A 16,769-nucleotide genomic window follows, 5' to 3' on the forward strand; every position below is an offset into this window, starting at 1 on the left:
TTTGGTCGCCCATTTTTTACAAATAAGACCTGAGTATCTCGATAGTTTCTTCATGTGAGCAAACAGCGTCAGAATCTATAAAGTGCTGAAAATAATCCCAGAAAGCCTGAACAAGGCTCGTTTCGCTTATCTTCAAATAAGAAAAATCAGAGAAGCAGTTGTTTCTGGCAATGATGTTAAGACTTGTGTTGTCAGAAATGTTGATACAAAGATTTTTCGACACCGCAAAATAGTCGTTCTTTATTATCCTGTAGTCTGCCATGCCGTTTTCACAAAGCGATATCATTATCTGAAGCATTATCTTGCGTTCTGCAAGAGTGGGAAAAGTATATGAATTTCTCGGAAGCTCAAAAATCTCTCCCGTCGTCATAAACTCTGCAAGACCCTTTTCACTGAACAGATTTACAAATTTGTGTTCAGAAAGAGCCTTCTTGCCCATGGTGAGCTTTGCTTTTACAAATTCCTTTGCGTCAGCTGGCAAAAGTGCATGGGCGTTGTATATATCCTCTGTAAGACAAAGCATGGTGCATGGCTGAAAATCTACGCCGATGAAATTTGCGTTGTCATCGTACCAAAAGTAAACATATTCCAGAATATTCACGGCGTGGTCGAGAAGCTTTGCACATTTTGTCTTGAACTTTTCAAACTGCCGCATATAAAATTCTACCATAGGCTTAGATCTGTATATAACGCCCTCACAATAATCGCTGTCTGTTCTGATCAGAAAATTATTCGTTATCATTATGTTTGGCATGATGTTCGTGGAGTTGAAATATGCCGACGCACCCTCATAATAATAAAAAGCCTCATATTTTTCATGCTTTTGTGCAAGGTGACATATGAACGGAAAAATATCCAGATTGTATTTTGCGGTGTTTTTTTCGTATGAGGTGTTGTCAAAGAAGAACAGATGGTTTATGGTAGACTCGCTGCCTTCTGCGGCAATGGACAGCAGATTGGTAAGAAACTCTGTTGGCTGAGCGATGACCTGAATGTCAGAACCATTATGAACATCGCTGCATATAAGCACCTGCAGGTTTTTTCTAAGCTCACGTTTGTCGGTGTAGATGGATATCTCAGGCACAGAGTCAATATCAACTTCTGTCTTGAAAGTCAGAGCGTCAGGATCTTCCATGTTGGTGTTTGCCATATCGTGTATTATCTTTGACACCTGCTTGCGGCGATTGTAGACATCTTCCCCCATCTCAGAAATGTTATAAAGCTCCATGAGCCTGCTTTTATCCTCTGTGGAAAGCATGAGCTGCAAGCTTATATTTTCTACAAAATCTACGCTTGGCACTTTCCTTTCCCCTTTGAGTATCTTATGAAGATATGTTCTGTCGATACCACATTTTTCGGCAAGGGCTTTTATAGTAATATCTTTTTTCTTTATGTATTCTTTGAGAAGTTCCGAAAATTGTGACATTGGCATCATATCCTTTCTGTAGAAAACAGGCATTTAAAGTATATTTAAAGTATATTTTTACATACCGATACCTATATTATATCCTATTTACGCACAATTGTCAACCTTTGATAATTTTATCTTATTAAGGCAAAAACCGTATATTTTTATAAACAGCTGCAAAAAATACAAGCGTAAAATGAAATACTTTAAAATTTGGAGGAGTTTTCATGAAAATAATATTCTATGACGCAAAGCAGTATGATATAGATTCATTTGAAAAGCAGCGAAAAAACTATCCCGATATAGAAAGCATCTACCTTGAAGCCGACTTGACGGAAGACACAGCAAGGCTTGCCGAGGGCTGTGAGGGCGTGTGTGCCTTTGTAAGCTCAACGATAACAGGCTCAGTGCTTAGACGGCTCCATGAACACGGTGTAAAGCTTCTTCTTATGCGATGTGCAGGCTATAATAATGTTGATATAAAAGCCGCCGATAAATACGGCATAACAGTGCTTAGAGTGCCTGGGTATTCTCCGGAAGCCGTGGCAGAACACGCCATGGCGCTTGCGCTTGCAGTAACAAGAAGAATACACAAGGGCTATATAAAGGTAAGAGAGAACAATTTCAGCCTGAATGGTCTTATGGGACTTGATTTTCATGGCAAGACCGCTGGTATAATAGGCACAGGCAGGATAGGTGCGGCAATGTGCAGGATATGCCACGGCTTTGGTATGCGTGTTATAGCTTATGACGTTTATCAAAACCCTGACCTTGACTTCGTGAAGTATTATCCCCTTAGCGAAGTCCTGAGAGAAAGTGACCTTATCTCGCTCCATTGCCCCCTGACAGAATCAAGCTATCATCTTATCAATACTGAAACTATCTCCCTTATGAAAGAGAATGTTGTTTTCGTAAATACCTCCCGAGGTGCGCTTGTGAATACCGAAGACCTTATAAAGGGTATCAGAAGCAGAAAATTCCACGGAGTGGGTCTTGACGTTTATGAAGAAGAAACGGAGAACGTCTTTGAAAACCGACAGGAGGATATCCTAGAAAGCTCCGTGACCGCAAGGCTTCTGTCTTTTCCTAACGTTATCGTCACATCTCATCAGGGCTTTTTCACCGAAGAAGCCCTAGCCGCCATAAGCCGCACAACGCTTGAGAATGCTTGTGCTTTTGAGCGTGGCAGGATAATAAAAGAAAATCAGGTCAAATAGACTTACGGGAACATTCACATAAGTCTGGCATGATATAAAAAAAGCGGACAGTCAGTTGACTGTCCGCTTCGTATATAGCTTTGTTTATACGCTTATATTAGTAAGCGATACCCTGCCACTTCATTGCGTCAGCGACCTTCAGGAAACCTGCGATGTTAGCACCTGCAACGAGGTTGCCTTCAAGACCGTACTCCTTAGCTGCATTGTATGAGTTGTGGAAGATGTTTGTCATGATGTTCTTGAGCTTAGCGTCAACTTCCTCGAATGTCCAAGAAAGTCTCTCGCTGTTCTGTGACATCTCAAGAGCTGATGTAGCAACACCGCCTGCGTTAGCAGCCTTTGCTGGTCCAAAGAGAACGCCTGCATTCTGGAATACAGCGATAGCCTCTGGAGTTGAAGGCATATTAGCACCCTCAGCAACAGCAAATACACCGTTAGCTACGAGAGCCTTAGCTGACTCTTCGTTGATCTCGTTCTGTGTAGCGCATGGGAGAGCGATGTCGCACTTGATAGTCCAAATGCCGCTGCAGCCCTCGTGGTACTCAGCACCCTGTACTCTGTTTACATACTCCTTGATTCTGCCTCTCTCAACTTCCTTGATCTGCTTAACAACATCAAGGTTGATGCCGTTTGGATCGTATACATAACCGTTAGAGTCAGAAAGTGCAACTACCTTGCCGCCCAGCTCTGTAGCCTTCTCTGTAGCGTAGATAGCAACGTTACCAGAACCAGAGATAACAACTGTCTTGCCTGCGAATGTTTCATTCTTCATGCACTTGATCATCTCAGATGTGTAGTAGCAAAGACCATAACCAGTAGCCTCTGTTCTTGCAAGTGATCCGCCGTATGAAAGACCCTTACCTGTAAGAACGCCTGTGAACTCGTTTCTGATTCTCTTGTACTGACCGAACATATAGCCGATCTCTCTTGCACCTGTACCGATATCGCCTGCTGGAACGTCTGTGTCAGCACCGATGTGCTTGCAAAGCTCTGTCATGAAGCTCTGGCAGAATCTCATAACTTCTCCGTCAGACTTGCCCTTAGGATCGAAGTCTGAACCACCCTTACCGCCGCCGATAGGAAGACCTGTAAGGCTGTTCTTGAAGATCTGCTCGAAGCCGAGGAACTTGATTACTGATGCACATACTGAAGGGTGAAGTCTGATACCGCCCTTGTATGGTCCTATAGCAGAGTTGAACTGAACTCTGAAACCTCTGTTTACCTGTACCTTGCCATTGTCATCTACCCAAGGAACACGGAAAATGATCTGTCTTTCTGGCTCAACTATTCTGTCGATTATACCTGCCTCAACAAGGTCAGGTCTCTTTTCTACAACAGGAATGAGGCTTTCCAGTACCTCATATACTGCCTGGAGGAATTCCTTTTCGCCGGGATTTCTCTTCTCAACCTTCTCATAAACGCTTTCAAGATACGCATTGTTCAAAGCCATTATTAAAACTCCCATCTTATAAATTATAATTTGTGCACGGCTTTTTTACTCATTCCGCACATCACCTACTTATTATAGCACACTATTTTGCAATTTGCAAGTAGTAAAATGCAAAATTTCATAATTTTATTGAAATTGTATAAAAATCATAGCCTTTTTTTGAAATGTGAAGTAAAATCACGATTATAAATTCATAATTCGTGTAAAATTTCCGTGAAATGTCGACAAATCAGTGCACTGTGACCAAAGCTGTTTCTGCCTGCAAAAATGACAAAACGCATTTTTATGCCGGTATAACGCACAAACCCGCTGGAATATCGTCCCTGATATGAAATTTTGGTTGACGAATCCTGCAAAAAAGTGTACAATATAAAGTAATAAAGCACTTATAAACAAAGGAGCAGTACCGATGACAAAGAAAGAACGTGCACAAATGATAGTGGAAAGGCTGGAGCAGGTCTACCCCGAGGGCATATGCTCCCTTGACTATAAAAAGCCCCACGAGCTTATGATAGCAGGCAGGCTTTCTGCACAGTGTACAGACGCAAGGGTGAATATCGTCACAAAAGATCTTTTTGCAAAATATAAGACTATTGAGGATTTTGCTAACGCAGATGTTGCTGATATTGAGGAGATAATACGCCCATGCGGTCTGTATAAAACAAAAGCTCGCTCTATCGTAGCAATGTGCAGACAGATAATGGATAACTTTGGCGGTGAGATACCTGATACCATAGAAAAGCTCACTACCCTTGCAGGCATAGGCAGAAAGACGGCAAATCTTGTTATGGGAGATGTTTTTCATAAGCCTGCGGTGGTAACTGATACCCACTGTATAAGGATATGCGGCAGACTTGGGCTTACAAAAAATAAAGAGCCTGCAAAGGTGGAAGAGGATCTGAAAAAGATACTTCCCCCTGAGAGATCCTCTGATTTCTGTCACCGCCTTGTACTGTTCGGACGTGAATACTGCAAGGCAAGGGGAGAACGCTGCAGCGAGTGTCCCCTACTTGATATCTGCGGCAGCAGAAAATGACCGCAGGCTGTTGAAATAATAATGCAAAAGTAGTATAATAAGGTCACAAGATGAAATGCAGAGGAGATGAGCGTTTTGATAAAGGCATGGGAGCATTTCAAGACCATTACAAGACATCGCCACGGAGTGATAAAAAACTGCTATAAGGCAGGCATTTTGTGGCAGGGTCTGAGGCATGACCTTTCAAAATATTCCCCGGAGGAGTTTCTCAAGGGCTGTAAATATTATCAAGGCACACGTTCGCCCCATGAAGCAGAGCGTGAAGAATACGGATTTTCTTACGGCTGGATGCATCACAAGGGAAGAAATAAGCATCACTTTGAATATTGGACGGACTATGACCTGCGGACTAAGTTGATGACCCCTGTGAAAATGCCCCTTAAATATGTGAAAGAAATGTTCTGCGACAGAGTTGCCGCAAGCAAGATATATATGAAAGACAAATACGACGACGGTGCACCTCTTGCGTACTTTTTAAGAGCAAAAAAGACAAGAGCCATCCACCCTGAAACATCAGACCTTTTGGAGAAGCTTCTTACAATGCTTCGTGATAAAGGCGAGGACTACACTTTCGCTTATATAAGACGTTTGAAAAAATATTAGGGGGAATTTCCGTGGGAATTTTCAAAAAGAAAACTGTCAAGCCTGTCCCTGAGGAGTGCAGGGGAATGGAGATAAAAATAATGTCAAGCACCTGTACCGGCGAGAAAACTATCGGCTTTTATAACCGCAACACTCGTGAGATAATGTATCCCGAGCTTGTGAAAAGCGACAGCGATGTTGAGGCTTTTTATGAAAAATACGGATTGAAAAAATGAATTATGTAGCATGAGAGAGTATATAAAAGAATGTAAATATTTAATGAACTTTGAAATGAAATATATGTAAGAATATTTTGTGGGTGATTTTTACAAAGTGCGAAAAATAGGCGTTTATAAAAAAATAATGATGCTGATCGAAAGTTAATTATGGCTAAATTATAAATACTATTTCCAACGTGTGAATAAGTACAAAAATCAAGCGGTGACTATGCCTCTTTTTTATGTAAAGCTACAAAGATTGCAAGAAAGCACGCAAAATCGGGCAATTTATTTGACAAGAGAGGTCAAATACGTTATAATAATAGCATAAAAACAATGTAAAAAATTATAACGGAGGTAGATTCAAAATGACAAAAAATGATCTGATATCCGCAATAGCAGAAAAGGGCGGCTATTCTAAAAAGGAAGCAGAGCAGGCACTTGCGGCTGTAACAGAAACTATCACAGAGGCACTTGTAAAGGGCGAAAAGGTATCTATCGTAGGTTTTGGTGCATTTGAGGTAAGAGATCGTGCAGCTAAGGATTCTATCAATCCTGCAACAAAGAAGCCTATCCATGTTCCTGCAAAGAAGGTTCCTGCATTCAAGGCAGGCAAGGCTCTTAAAGAGGCTGTGGATAAGTAATTAGTAACACTTTTAAAGGAGAGGTTTTACAATGGCTGAAAAGAAGATCACCGCTGACAAGAAGGCAGAAGAAGCTGTAAAGGAAGTCAAGGCTGAGGTAAAGTCTGCTGCTGAAAAGACAGGCGCAGCAGTAAAGGAAACAGCAAAGAAAGCTGTCAAGACGGCAGAAAAGGCAGTAAAGACCGCAGCAAAGGCAACAAAGGCAAAGAAGGAAACTGTAAAGAAAGCAGTTGAGGCTGAGATAAAGGACGAGGTATTCGTTCAGTTCGCAGGCGTAGAGATAAATGTTGAAGCTGTAGTGGTTGCTGCAAAGGCTGACTACAAGGCAAAGGGTCACAGAACACCAAAGACAGTTTCAGTATACATCAAGCCTGAAGAGGGCGTTGCTTACTACACTGTAAAGGGCGTAGGCTCAGAGGATTACAAGGTAGAACTCTAATTGTAACATTTGTGTGTAGGGGCGAACAGCGTTCGCCCGCTATTTAACACGTTCTATCTGTATGATAAGCTACATCAAGCGGAGGACAACACCTCCGCTTTTTTGCGTATATAAACAGAAAGTGCAGCATATTTCCATGCTGCACTTTCTGCGTTATTTAAGAAATCGTAAAACACATTACTGTGGTGGTGTCGAGAAGAATGTCTGCCATGCGTAGCCCTTTGTGCCATTATATTCAACATAATACCAGCCGTTTTCGTTGCGGTAGTATTTGCAGGTCGCACCCGATGGGATAGTAAGAAGATTTTCACTGCTCGATGTAGGCTGTGGGTGGAGATAAACTGCACTTATGCACTGGATATCACCAACAGCGTCACCGTTGTCATCTTTATCACCGTCATATGGATCTTCGTCAGGCTCAGTGGTCTTTTTGGACTTTTTAGATGTTTCCTGCGGCTTTTCCGAAGTTGTGGTGGTCTTTGGCGGAATGTATTCCGTAGAAGTTATCGTACCGGTCTTTTTCGGAGTGGTGTTGGTGTTCACAAAAAGAGTTTTTGCAAATATCATTATTACTATGGCTACCACAAGTACAGTCAGCAGTATCGCTATTATTCCCTTTACAGTAGGAGTGAGCCAAGTGGAGCTTTCCTGCTGCTGAGGTCTGTTCTGACCCTGCGGTCTGCGATCCTGTTCAGGACGATAGTAGCCTTTATTGTTTCTGTTGTCAGGCATTATTTATATTCTTCCTTTCGGTTCTTTGACTAGAGTTCGACACATTTCGTGTCTATATCTTTAATTATACAAAATATAAACTGTTCTGTCAATTAAAATTCGGTTACGATTTACATTTACTTTATAACAATATGGTGTAAATCAGGAGGCGTTTTTATGTAATAGATGTGAAAATTATCAAAGTGGATAGATATAACGTTTTATTGAAGGCTTGTTTTGTTACAAAGGGAAAAAATATGTTAATAAATTTTCATAACCCTTTTATTTGTATATATAATATGCTATAATAATAACAAATATGAGAATTTTAATATTCTCAGTAAGCTGTAAGGAGATTGATGATAATGAATATTGCCGTTGCACAATCAGGAGGACCTACCTGCGCTATCAACGCTTCATTGGTGGGAGTTTTCAAACAGGCTGTGAAAACACCACAGATAGACGCCGTTTTCGGCTCGCTCAATGGTATCGAGGGTATCATAAACGACCAGCTCATAGATCTTAAGCTTGTTATAAAAACAAACGAGGATATGGAGCTTCTAAGACAGACCCCGTCAACAGTTCTCGGCTCATGCCGTTATAAACTTCCTGATGTTGAGGAGGGCGGTGAAACATATGAGCGTATCTTGAACTGCCTTGAAAAGCATAGGATAGAAGCTTTCTTTTATATCGGAGGAAACGATTCTATGGATACCGTGGCAAAGCTTTCCGATTATCTTGCGGCAAGAAATTCAAAGATAAGAGTTATAGGCATACCAAAGACTATAGATAACGACCTGCCTGTAACAGACCATACACCAGGCTTCGGCTCTGCCGCAAAGTATGTTGCCGCAACGGTTCAGGAGATAATCCGTGACAGCTCGGTTTATTCTATCGAGTCCGTCACTATCGTTGAGATAATGGGCAGACACGCTGGCTGGCTCACAGCTTCCACCTGCGTACTCAGAGCAAATGACGAGATAGCCCCTCACCTTATCTATCTTCCTGAAAATAACTTTACCGCCGAAAAGTTCCTGGAGGACATAAGAAATCAAATGGCAAAGCACAAAGCCGTTATCATCGCAGTTTCCGAGGGCGTAAAGCTTAAGGGCGAGGAAAACAAGCCGAGAGTTGTGGATAATTTCGGTCACGAGTATCTCTCTGGCATAGGAAAGACCCTTGAACAGCTCGTTAAAGAGAATATCGGCTGTAAAGTCCGTTCTATTGAGCTTAACGTTATGCAGAGATGTTCTTCTCATATCTGCTCAAAGACGGATATAGACGAAGCCGAGGAAATAGGCTCAGCAGGCGTAAAAGCGGCTCTTGCAGGGAAAACAGGTAAAATGATGATATTCAAGCGTATCAGCGACGTGCCTTATGTTGTGACCGTTGACAGCGTTGACGCCCATGATGCTGCAAATAAGGAAAAATTCTTCCCTGCCCAGTGGTTAAGCGAGGACGGCAATGACGTAAATCCGGAAGCCGTAAGATACTTCCTGCCACTTATCCAAGGCGAGGTAAAAATAGCAATGAAAAACGGTATGCCCGTTCATTTCAAGCTGTAAGCGTAAATTCGTTTTTATGCAAGTTGTAGGGTACGGCGCCCTCGACGTCCCGCTTGTTTAAGTCTTTTTCAACACTCTCAGCAGAGCAGTTTCAAGCTGTTCTGCTTTTTTCGTTCCATACCGTCATCAGCCCTTGACAATTCGGTGCAAAAGTGAGATAATATTATAATAGGTGCAGTAATGCCATATCATGCGGAAAGGAAAGAATATAATGTGTGATCTCAAATTCAGCTTTCAAATGAAATTCACAGTTCCGTTTCGCAGACAGCCTAAGACACGAGTCTGACGGCAAAAAAGCAAAACCTCTTGGTCTTGCCACGATACTGTGATAGAAAAAATATTTGCGAAAGGAATTGTTTTATAATGAAAAAAGAGCTTTCAAAGCTTTATGAGCCTAATAAGGTAGAAGATAAGATCTACAAATATTGGCTTGACGGCGGATTTTTCCACGCTGAGCCTGATTCCAAGAAAGAGCCATACTGTATAGTTATCCCACCACCGAACATCACAGGACAGCTCCATATGGGTCATGCCCTTGATGAAACTTTGCAGGATATACTTATCCGCTGGAAGAGAATGAGCGGATATGCCGCAGAGTGGATACCTGGTACAGACCACGCTTCTATCGCAACAGAAGCAAAGATAGTTGAAGCTATGCGTAAAGAGGGTCTTACAAAGGACGATATCGGCAGGGACGGTTTCCTTGAAAGAGCATGGGATTGGAAAAAGAAATACGGCGGCAGAATAGTTGAGCAGCTTAAAAAGCTCGGCTCTTCCTGCGATTGGGACAGAGAGCGTTTCACAATGGACGAGGGCTGTTCAAAGGCTGTAAAGGAAGTTTTCATAAACTACTATAATAAGGGACTTATCTATAGAGGCGAAAGAATAATCAACTGGTGCCCGCATTGCCGTACATCTATCTCAAACGCAGAGGTTGAGTATGAAGATCAGGCCGGTCACTTCTGGCATCTGAAATATCCTCTTACAGACGGAAGCGGATATGTAGAGCTTGCTACAACACGTCCTGAAACACTTCTCGGCGATACTGCTGTTGCAGTAAATCCAAAGGACGAAAGATATAAGGATATCGTGGGCAAGACACTTACTTTGCCGCTTGTTGGCAGAGAGATACCTGTTGTTGCCGACAGCTATGTTGATATGGAGTTTGGTACAGGCGTCGTAAAGATAACTCCTGCCCATGACCCTAACGACTTTGAAGTCGGTAAAAGACATAACCTGCCTGTTATCAACGTTCTTACTGAGGACGCAAAGATAGTTGACGATTATCCTGAGTATGCAGGTATGGACAGATACGAGGCAAGAAAGAAGATAGTTGAAGACCTTGAAAAGGGCGGCTTCCTTGCTTATGTTGAAGACCATGAGCATAATGTAGGTACTTGCTATCGCTGCGGAACAACAGTCGAGCCAAGAGTATCCCTTCAGTGGTTCGTTAAAATGGACGAGCTTGCAAAGCCTGCAATAAAGGCTGTTGAGGACGGCTCTATCAAGTTTGTTCCTGAAAGATTTGAAAAGAACTACCTTAACTGGATGAACGATATCAGAGATTGGTGTATCTCACGTCAGCTTTGGTGGGGTCATCAGATACCGGCATTTTATTGCGACGATTGCGGTGAAACTGTGGTAACAAAGGAAGACCACGCTTGCTGTCCTAAGTGCGGCAAGGAAATGCGTCAGGACCCTGATACACTTGATACATGGTTCTCATCAGCACTGTGGCCGTTCTCAACTCTCGGCTGGCCTGACAAGACAGAGGAACTTGAGTATTTCTATCCAACAAACACTCTCGTAACAGGCTATGATATCATTCCGTTCTGGGTATCCAGAATGATAGTTGCAGGCATGGAGAACATGAAGCAGAAGCCTTTTGATACTGTTCTTATCCACGGTCTTGTTAGAGATTCACAGGGCAGAAAGATGTCAAAATCTCTTGGCAACGGTATCGACCCGCTTGTTATCATCGACCAGTACGGCGCAGATGCCCTGAGATTTATGCTCGCAACAGGCAACGCACCTGGAAACGATATGAGATTTATCGAGGATAAGGTAAAGTCCTCAAGAAACTTTGCCAATAAGATATGGAACGCCGCAAGATTTATCATGATGAATCTTCCTGACGATTTCAAGGCTGATAAGCTCCCTGAAAACCTCAATGTTGAGGATAAGTGGGTAATATCAAAGTTCAATACTCTTGCAAAGGAAGTAAACGATAATCTTGATAAGTTCGAGCTTGGTGTAGCAGTTTCAAAGCTTTATGACTTTATCTGGGATATCTATTGCGATTGGTATATCGAACTTACAAAGCCAAGAATAGCCGCAGGCGGTGAAACAGAGGCTACCGCACAGGCTGTTCTCGTGTGGGTAATGAAGGGTATGCTTAAAATGCTCCACCCATTCATGCCTTATATCACCGAGGAGATCTGGCAGGCTCTCGTAAATGACGGCACAGCTATCATGGTTCAGGATTACCCTGTATATGACGAAAAGCTTGAATTTGCCGACGAAGAGGCAACATTCGAGAAGATAATCGCAGGCATAAAGAGCATAAGAAACTGCCGTGGCGAAATGAACGTTCCGCCGTCTGTAAAGGCAAAGCTTTATATTGAAACTGCACAGCCAGAAGTATTCTCACAGGGCGTAATGTTCTTTGAAAGACTTGCTTCTGCATCTGAGGTCATCATTACAGATAAGTGCGAGGAAAAGGATTGCGCCGCCGCTGTTACAGACAGTGCAAGATTCTTCATTCCGCTTGCCGATATCATAGACGTTGACAAGGAGCTTGCACGTCTTGATAAGGACAGAAAGAATGCACAGAAGGATATAGACTTCCTTAGCAAGAAGCTCAGCAATCAGGGCTTCCTTGCAAAAGCCCCTGAACAGCTTATTGAGGCTGAAAAGGCAAAGCTTGCAAAGGCAGAGGAGAAGATGTCAAAGATAATGGAATCTATCTCCGCTCTGGAAGCAAGAAAGTAATATAAAAAAACCAATGGCGAGGTCTTTCACCTCGCCATTTTTTGTGTTTTATGTAGGGGGAGCTGTGCATGGCTTATAACCCAAAACAAAAAAGGGAGGACAGCCCGAAAGCTGTCCTGCTTGATTTTTTATATCTCAGAATTAGTTCTTCTTTACGCCGATAGAAACTTTTTCGCCGTTGATGTCCCAATCCTTTTCGTTGCCGACATTTTCGCCAAGAACGATATCGTCTGCAAGAACGTCATGAGAAATAGCCTCTCTGTTCTTGTCAACAACAGCCATAACCTTTTCGCTGCCGCTTACAGAAACAGTGATGTGATCCATTACCTCAAAGCCCGAATCCTTTCTCATTGTCTGAACCTTGCTGATAACTTCTCTTACAAAGCCCTCTTCAATAAGCTCAGGAGTGAGAACAGTGCTGATAGCAACAGTAACACCGTTTTCAGAAAGGGTGTAGAAGCCCTCTTTCTGCTCAGACTCGATGAGAACATCATCCTTGTCAAGTGCTATCTCACCGCTTGAAAGCGTGAGTTTCAGGCTGCCAGTTTCGTTCAGTTCGCCCATAGCCTTGTGACCGTCAAGCTGTGAAAGCTGTGTTCTTATCTCACCAAGCTGCTTGCCGTACTTTGGACCAAGTGTCTTGAGCTGTGGCTTGAACTTATAATCAATATATGCAGATACATCATTTGAGAACTGAACGTCCTTGAGGTTAAGCTCGTCCCTGATGATGTCGATATAGTAGCTGTCAAGTGGGTGGTCTGCTGCAACGTACATCACGCTCAAAGGCTGACGGTTTTTAAGGCTTGCGCCGTTTCTTGCAGAACGTCCCAGAACAACTATCTCCAGAACTTCCTCCATGTCAGCTTCAAGCTTTTCGTCTATCATGTTCTCGTCGCAAACAGGATAATCGCAAAGGTGGATACTCTCAGGAGCGTCCTTGTCAACGCTTCTAACAAGATTCTGATAGATCTCCTCAGTGATGAAAGGCACCATAGGTGCTGCACACTTGCAGAGCGTAACGATAGCAGTGTAAAGAGTCATGTAAGCGTTTATCTTGTCCTGTGACATACCCTGTGCCCAGTATCTCTCTCTGCCTCTTCTTACATACCAGTTAGAAAGATCATCAACAAACTCCTGCATAGCCTTTGCAGCCTCAGGTATTCTGTAGTTGTTAAGGTTATCGTCAGCAGCCTTTATCATAGAGTTCATCTTTGAAAGCAGCCACTTGTCCATTACAGAAAGCTTGTCATATTCTATCTCATGCTTTGTAGGGTCGAACTGGTCTATCTCAGCATAAAGCACATAGAACGCATATGTGTTCCAAAGCGTGCCCATGAACTTTCTCTGACCCTCTGTTACGCCCTTGTCATGGAACTTATTAGGCAGCCATGGAGCAGAATTGGTGTAGAAATACCACCTGATAGCGTCTGCACCGTATTTAGCCAGTGCCTCGAATGGGTCAACAGCGTTGCCCTTTGATTTTGACATCTTCTGACCGTTCTCGTCCTGAACAAGTCCAAGCACGATAACGTTCTTGTATGGAGCCTTGTCAAATATAAGCGTTGAGATAGCAAGGAGTGAATAGAACCAACCTCTTGTCTGGTCAACAGCTTCTGAAATGAAGTCGGCAGGGAACTGTGACTCGAAAAGCTCCTTGTTCTCAAATGGATAGTGGTGCTGTGCAAAAGGCATAGAACCTGAGTCGAACCAGCAGTCAATTACCTCTGATACACGGTGCATCTGCTTTCCGCACTTAGGACATTTGATAGTTACAGCGTCGATGTATGGTCTGTGAAGCTCGATATCATCAGGGCAGTTGTCTGACATTGACTTAAGCTCCTCGATAGAGCCGATAGAATGTCTGTGACCGCATTCACATTCCCAAATGTTCAGCGGAGTACCCCAGTATCTGTTTCTTGAAATGCCCCAATCCTGAACGTTTTTCAGCCAGTCACCGAAACGTCCCTTACCAATGCTCTCAGGAATCCAGTTGATAGTGTCATTATTAGCGATAAGTCTGTCCTTGACATCTGTCATTTTGATGAACCAAGTATCTCTTGCATAGTAGATAAGAGGTGAACCGCATCTCCAGCAGTGCGGATAATCATGCTCGAACTTAGGAGCGGCAAAAAGCTTGCCTGACTTGTCAAGGTCTTTGAGTACCTCAGGGTCAGCGTCCTTTACGAACATTCCGGCATATGGAGTTTCAGCAGTCATGTCGCCCTTGCCGTCAACGAACTGAACGAAAGGCAGATCATACTTCTTTCCGACCTTAGAGTCGTCCTCACCGAAAGCAGGCGCAATATGAACGATACCTGTACCGTCTGACATAGTTACATAGCTGTCACAGGTAACAAAGTGACCCTTTTTGCCCTGCTTCTTTGCACTTTCGCCTGCGCACTCATAAAGCGGCTCGTATTCTATATATTCAAGATCCTTGCCCTTGTAAGTTTCAAGCACCTTGTATGCAGGCTTGTCCTCAGTTGCAAGCTTGCCGAGAACAGTGTCAAGAAGTGCTTCGGCAAGAATATAAGTGTAGCCGTCAGCGGCTTCTACCTTGCAGTAAGTTTCATCAGGGTTTACGCAAAGGGCAACGTTTGAAGGGAGCGTCCAAGGAGTTGTCGTCCATGCAAGAAAGTATTCGTCCTTGCCAACAAGCTTGAAACGAACGATAGCAGAACGCTCTTTAACTGTCTTGTAGCCCTGAGCAACTTCGTGAGAAGAAAGCGGTGTGCCGCAGCGTGGGCAGTAAGGAACTATCTTGAAGCCCTTGTAAAGCAAGCCCTTTTCATATATCTGCTTCAAAGCCCACCATTCAGACTCTATAAAGTTGTTGTCATAGGTAACATAAGGGTGTTCCATGTCAGCCCAGAAGCCAACAGTGCCTGAGAAGTCCTCCCACATACCCTTGTATTTCCATACAGATTCTTTACACTTCTTGATAAACGGCTCAAGACCGTATTCCTCGATCTGCTCCTTGCCGTCAAGACCAAGCATTTTCTCTACTTCAAGCTCAACAGGCAGACCATGTGTGTCCCAGCCAGCCTTACGAGGTACCTGATAGCCTTTCATAGCACGGTATCTTGGTATCATATCCTTGATAGCACGAGTGAGAACGTGACCGATATGCGGCTTGCCGTTAGCCGTTGGAGGTCCGTCATAGAAAACATAGGACTCGCCCTTTTTACGGCTGTCAATACTTTTTTCAAAGATATTGTTATCGTCCCAGAACTTTTCCACTTCTTTTTCTCTCTGAACGAAGTTCAGATTGGTGTCAACCTTTTTGTACACGAAGATCAATCCTTTCTGATTTTGTAATAAACGATCAGTTACGCATAAAGATAAAATGCAATAAAAAAGGCTTCCGCCCTGAAACAGGACGAAAGCCGTAAAGCCATTCGCAAACCACCTTTTCAGCATACTGACATATGCGTTCCCTTTAACGCAGGAAAAGCGGCGAAGCTTACTTATCATACTGATTTTCAGCCTGCAACTCGGAAGTGATATTCAGCCTAAAGCTAATCATACCGCCCTCTCACTGTCGGCGGCTCGCTGAGATTTTCGCATAAAGCCTACTGTCTTCGTCAACGTTTTTTACATATGAAATCAGTATATCACCATGCTGATGTTTTGTCAATGGTTATTTTGTTAATTTTCATGTATCTGACTTTTTTATTTTTGATATAAAGTCATTGAGCCTGTGTCCGCGTTGCTCCTCACGCTGTTTGTCGCGATACTTTTTCAAATGCTCGCCAAGCCTTGCACCTGAGCCCATGGAAAGCATAAATCTGTATTTCTCTTTTCTCTCCTCTGAACTTTCTCTGATGTGCCGTTTGAACTCCTCGTATCTGATGACCATATCGTTCTCTTCTGCGAACGTTTTTATCTTCTCTGCCAGCTTCAGGGAATAGAATAGGTCGATAGCAAAAACACCATAGAAAAAACCAATAAAGAACGAGAACGCCAAATTATTCGCAAGCCAGTTGAGTGCGTCAAGAATGTATGGGTGTATAAAGAAATAATAGACCGCGCCCAGTGCTGCCCATATGAGCGAATACAACGGACATATTATGCCTTTATAGTTGAATTTGTTTCCAGTGTAGTCCCACAGCTTGACGTGCATTTTTACAATGAATATCTCGCCTGCAATAAGCTCTATCACTGTCATTGCAATAGCCATAAGCAAAAAAAGTATAAACTTCTGCAAAGCAGTGTTGTCAGTGTGTATAAATTTTTCAAGTCCCGCCAGCAGATAAAGGGAGCAAAGCCCGAAGCCGTATAAAGGCAGATAAGGACCAATAAGAAAGCCAGGATTTATCCATTTTCTTGCTTTGTTGTTAGGCTCAAATCGTCTGAAAATAACTTCTATCCCCCAGCCTATCAGACACCCTGCAAAGAAAAGGAATGCCAAAATAAGTATATTGCTCATATAAAATATCCTTTCAAGGTTTATAAAAGCATTGTACCATATTTGCCGTATTTTTTCAATACTTTCAGGTAAAAAAGTT

13 protein-coding genes are annotated in these 16,769 nt (G+C 42.9%); 8 read left to right on the forward strand and 5 right to left on the reverse strand.

The annotated features are described in order from the left end of the window. Positions 1 to 16: 16 nt before the first annotated feature. Positions 17 to 1,426 carry a helix-turn-helix domain-containing protein gene (locus tag RBI_RS02045; RefSeq protein ID WP_038670648.1) on the reverse strand — a complete coding sequence of 470 codons (1,410 nt, stop codon included), beginning with the start codon at positions 1,424 to 1,426 and terminating at the stop codon, positions 17 to 19. Between the two features lie 209 nt (positions 1,427 to 1,635). Here RBI_RS02045 and RBI_RS02050 point away from each other — a divergent pair, with 209 nt between their 5' ends. Then, positions 1,636 to 2,625 carry a 2-hydroxyacid dehydrogenase gene (locus RBI_RS02050; RefSeq protein WP_038670650.1) on the forward strand — a complete coding sequence of 330 codons (990 nt, stop codon included), beginning with the start codon at positions 1,636 to 1,638 and terminating at the stop codon, positions 2,623 to 2,625. Positions 2,626 to 2,722: 97 nt separating this feature from the next. Here the strand turns inward: RBI_RS02050 and gdhA are convergent, their stop codons facing one another. Further along, on the reverse strand, positions 2,723 to 4,075 hold the full coding sequence (gene gdhA, locus RBI_RS02055) for an NADP-specific glutamate dehydrogenase (protein ID WP_038670652.1): 1,353 nt from the start codon (positions 4,073 to 4,075) through the stop codon (positions 2,723 to 2,725). Positions 4,076 to 4,484: 409 nt separating this feature from the next. On the opposite strand from gdhA, the gene nth reads away from it, so the two are divergent. The 5 genes from nth (at position 4,485) to RBI_RS02080 (ending at position 6,994) form a co-directional block, all read left to right on the forward strand. Beyond that, entirely contained in the window at positions 4,485 to 5,111 is a 627-nt protein-coding gene (gene nth, locus RBI_RS02060; RefSeq protein ID WP_038670654.1) for an endonuclease III, read from the forward strand. A 66-nt stretch (positions 5,112 to 5,177) separates the two neighbouring features. Further along, the gene (locus tag RBI_RS02065) at positions 5,178 to 5,714 is read left to right on the forward strand and encodes a DUF5662 family protein (RefSeq protein ID WP_038670656.1); all 537 of its coding nucleotides are present in this window, start codon (positions 5,178 to 5,180) and stop codon (positions 5,712 to 5,714) included. 11 nt (positions 5,715 to 5,725) lie between these two features. Then, on the forward strand, positions 5,726 to 5,929 hold the full coding sequence (locus RBI_RS02070; protein WP_038670658.1) for a hypothetical protein: 204 nt from the start codon (positions 5,726 to 5,728) through the stop codon (positions 5,927 to 5,929). 350 nt (positions 5,930 to 6,279) lie between these two features. Then, positions 6,280 to 6,555, forward strand: coding sequence for an HU family DNA-binding protein (locus RBI_RS02075; protein WP_022286828.1), 276 nt, complete (start codon positions 6,280 to 6,282; stop codon positions 6,553 to 6,555). A 31-nt stretch (positions 6,556 to 6,586) separates the two neighbouring features. Beyond that, the gene (locus RBI_RS02080) at positions 6,587 to 6,994 is read left to right on the forward strand and encodes a DUF6465 family protein (RefSeq protein WP_038670661.1); all 408 of its coding nucleotides are present in this window, start codon (positions 6,587 to 6,589) and stop codon (positions 6,992 to 6,994) included. Positions 6,995 to 7,171: 177 nt separating this feature from the next. Here RBI_RS02080 and RBI_RS02085 read toward each other — a convergent pair whose 3' ends face one another. Continuing rightward, positions 7,172 to 7,726: an SH3 domain-containing protein gene (locus RBI_RS02085; RefSeq protein WP_051706303.1), complete on the reverse strand. Its 555-nt coding sequence runs from the start codon at positions 7,724 to 7,726 to the stop codon at positions 7,172 to 7,174. Positions 7,727 to 8,070: 344 nt separating this feature from the next. On the opposite strand from RBI_RS02085, the gene RBI_RS02090 reads away from it, so the two are divergent. Together RBI_RS02090 and RBI_RS02095 are read left to right on the forward strand one after the other, a co-directional pair. Next, on the forward strand, positions 8,071 to 9,270 hold the full coding sequence (locus tag RBI_RS02090) for a 6-phosphofructokinase (protein ID WP_022286825.1): 1,200 nt from the start codon (positions 8,071 to 8,073) through the stop codon (positions 9,268 to 9,270). A 363-nt stretch (positions 9,271 to 9,633) separates the two neighbouring features. Next, the gene (locus tag RBI_RS02095; RefSeq protein ID WP_022286824.1) at positions 9,634 to 12,261 is read left to right on the forward strand and encodes a valine--tRNA ligase; all 2,628 of its coding nucleotides are present in this window, start codon (positions 9,634 to 9,636) and stop codon (positions 12,259 to 12,261) included. Between the two features lie 141 nt (positions 12,262 to 12,402). Here RBI_RS02095 and ileS read toward each other — a convergent pair whose 3' ends face one another. Both ileS and RBI_RS02105 read right to left on the reverse strand, forming a co-directional pair. Further along, complete coding sequence (gene ileS / locus RBI_RS02100) at positions 12,403 to 15,552, reverse strand: isoleucine--tRNA ligase (protein WP_038670664.1); 3,150 nt, start codon at positions 15,550 to 15,552, stop codon at positions 12,403 to 12,405. Between the two features lie 364 nt (positions 15,553 to 15,916). Beyond that, positions 15,917 to 16,690: a putative ABC transporter permease gene (locus RBI_RS02105; protein ID WP_038670666.1), complete on the reverse strand. Its 774-nt coding sequence runs from the start codon at positions 16,688 to 16,690 to the stop codon at positions 15,917 to 15,919. Between the last annotated feature and the right edge of the window lie 79 nt (positions 16,691 to 16,769).

It is taken from the genome of Ruminococcus bicirculans (ex Wegman et al. 2014) (assembly GCF_000723465.1).
Classification (GTDB): domain Bacteria; phylum Bacillota; class Clostridia; order Oscillospirales; family Ruminococcaceae; genus Hominimerdicola; species Hominimerdicola aceti.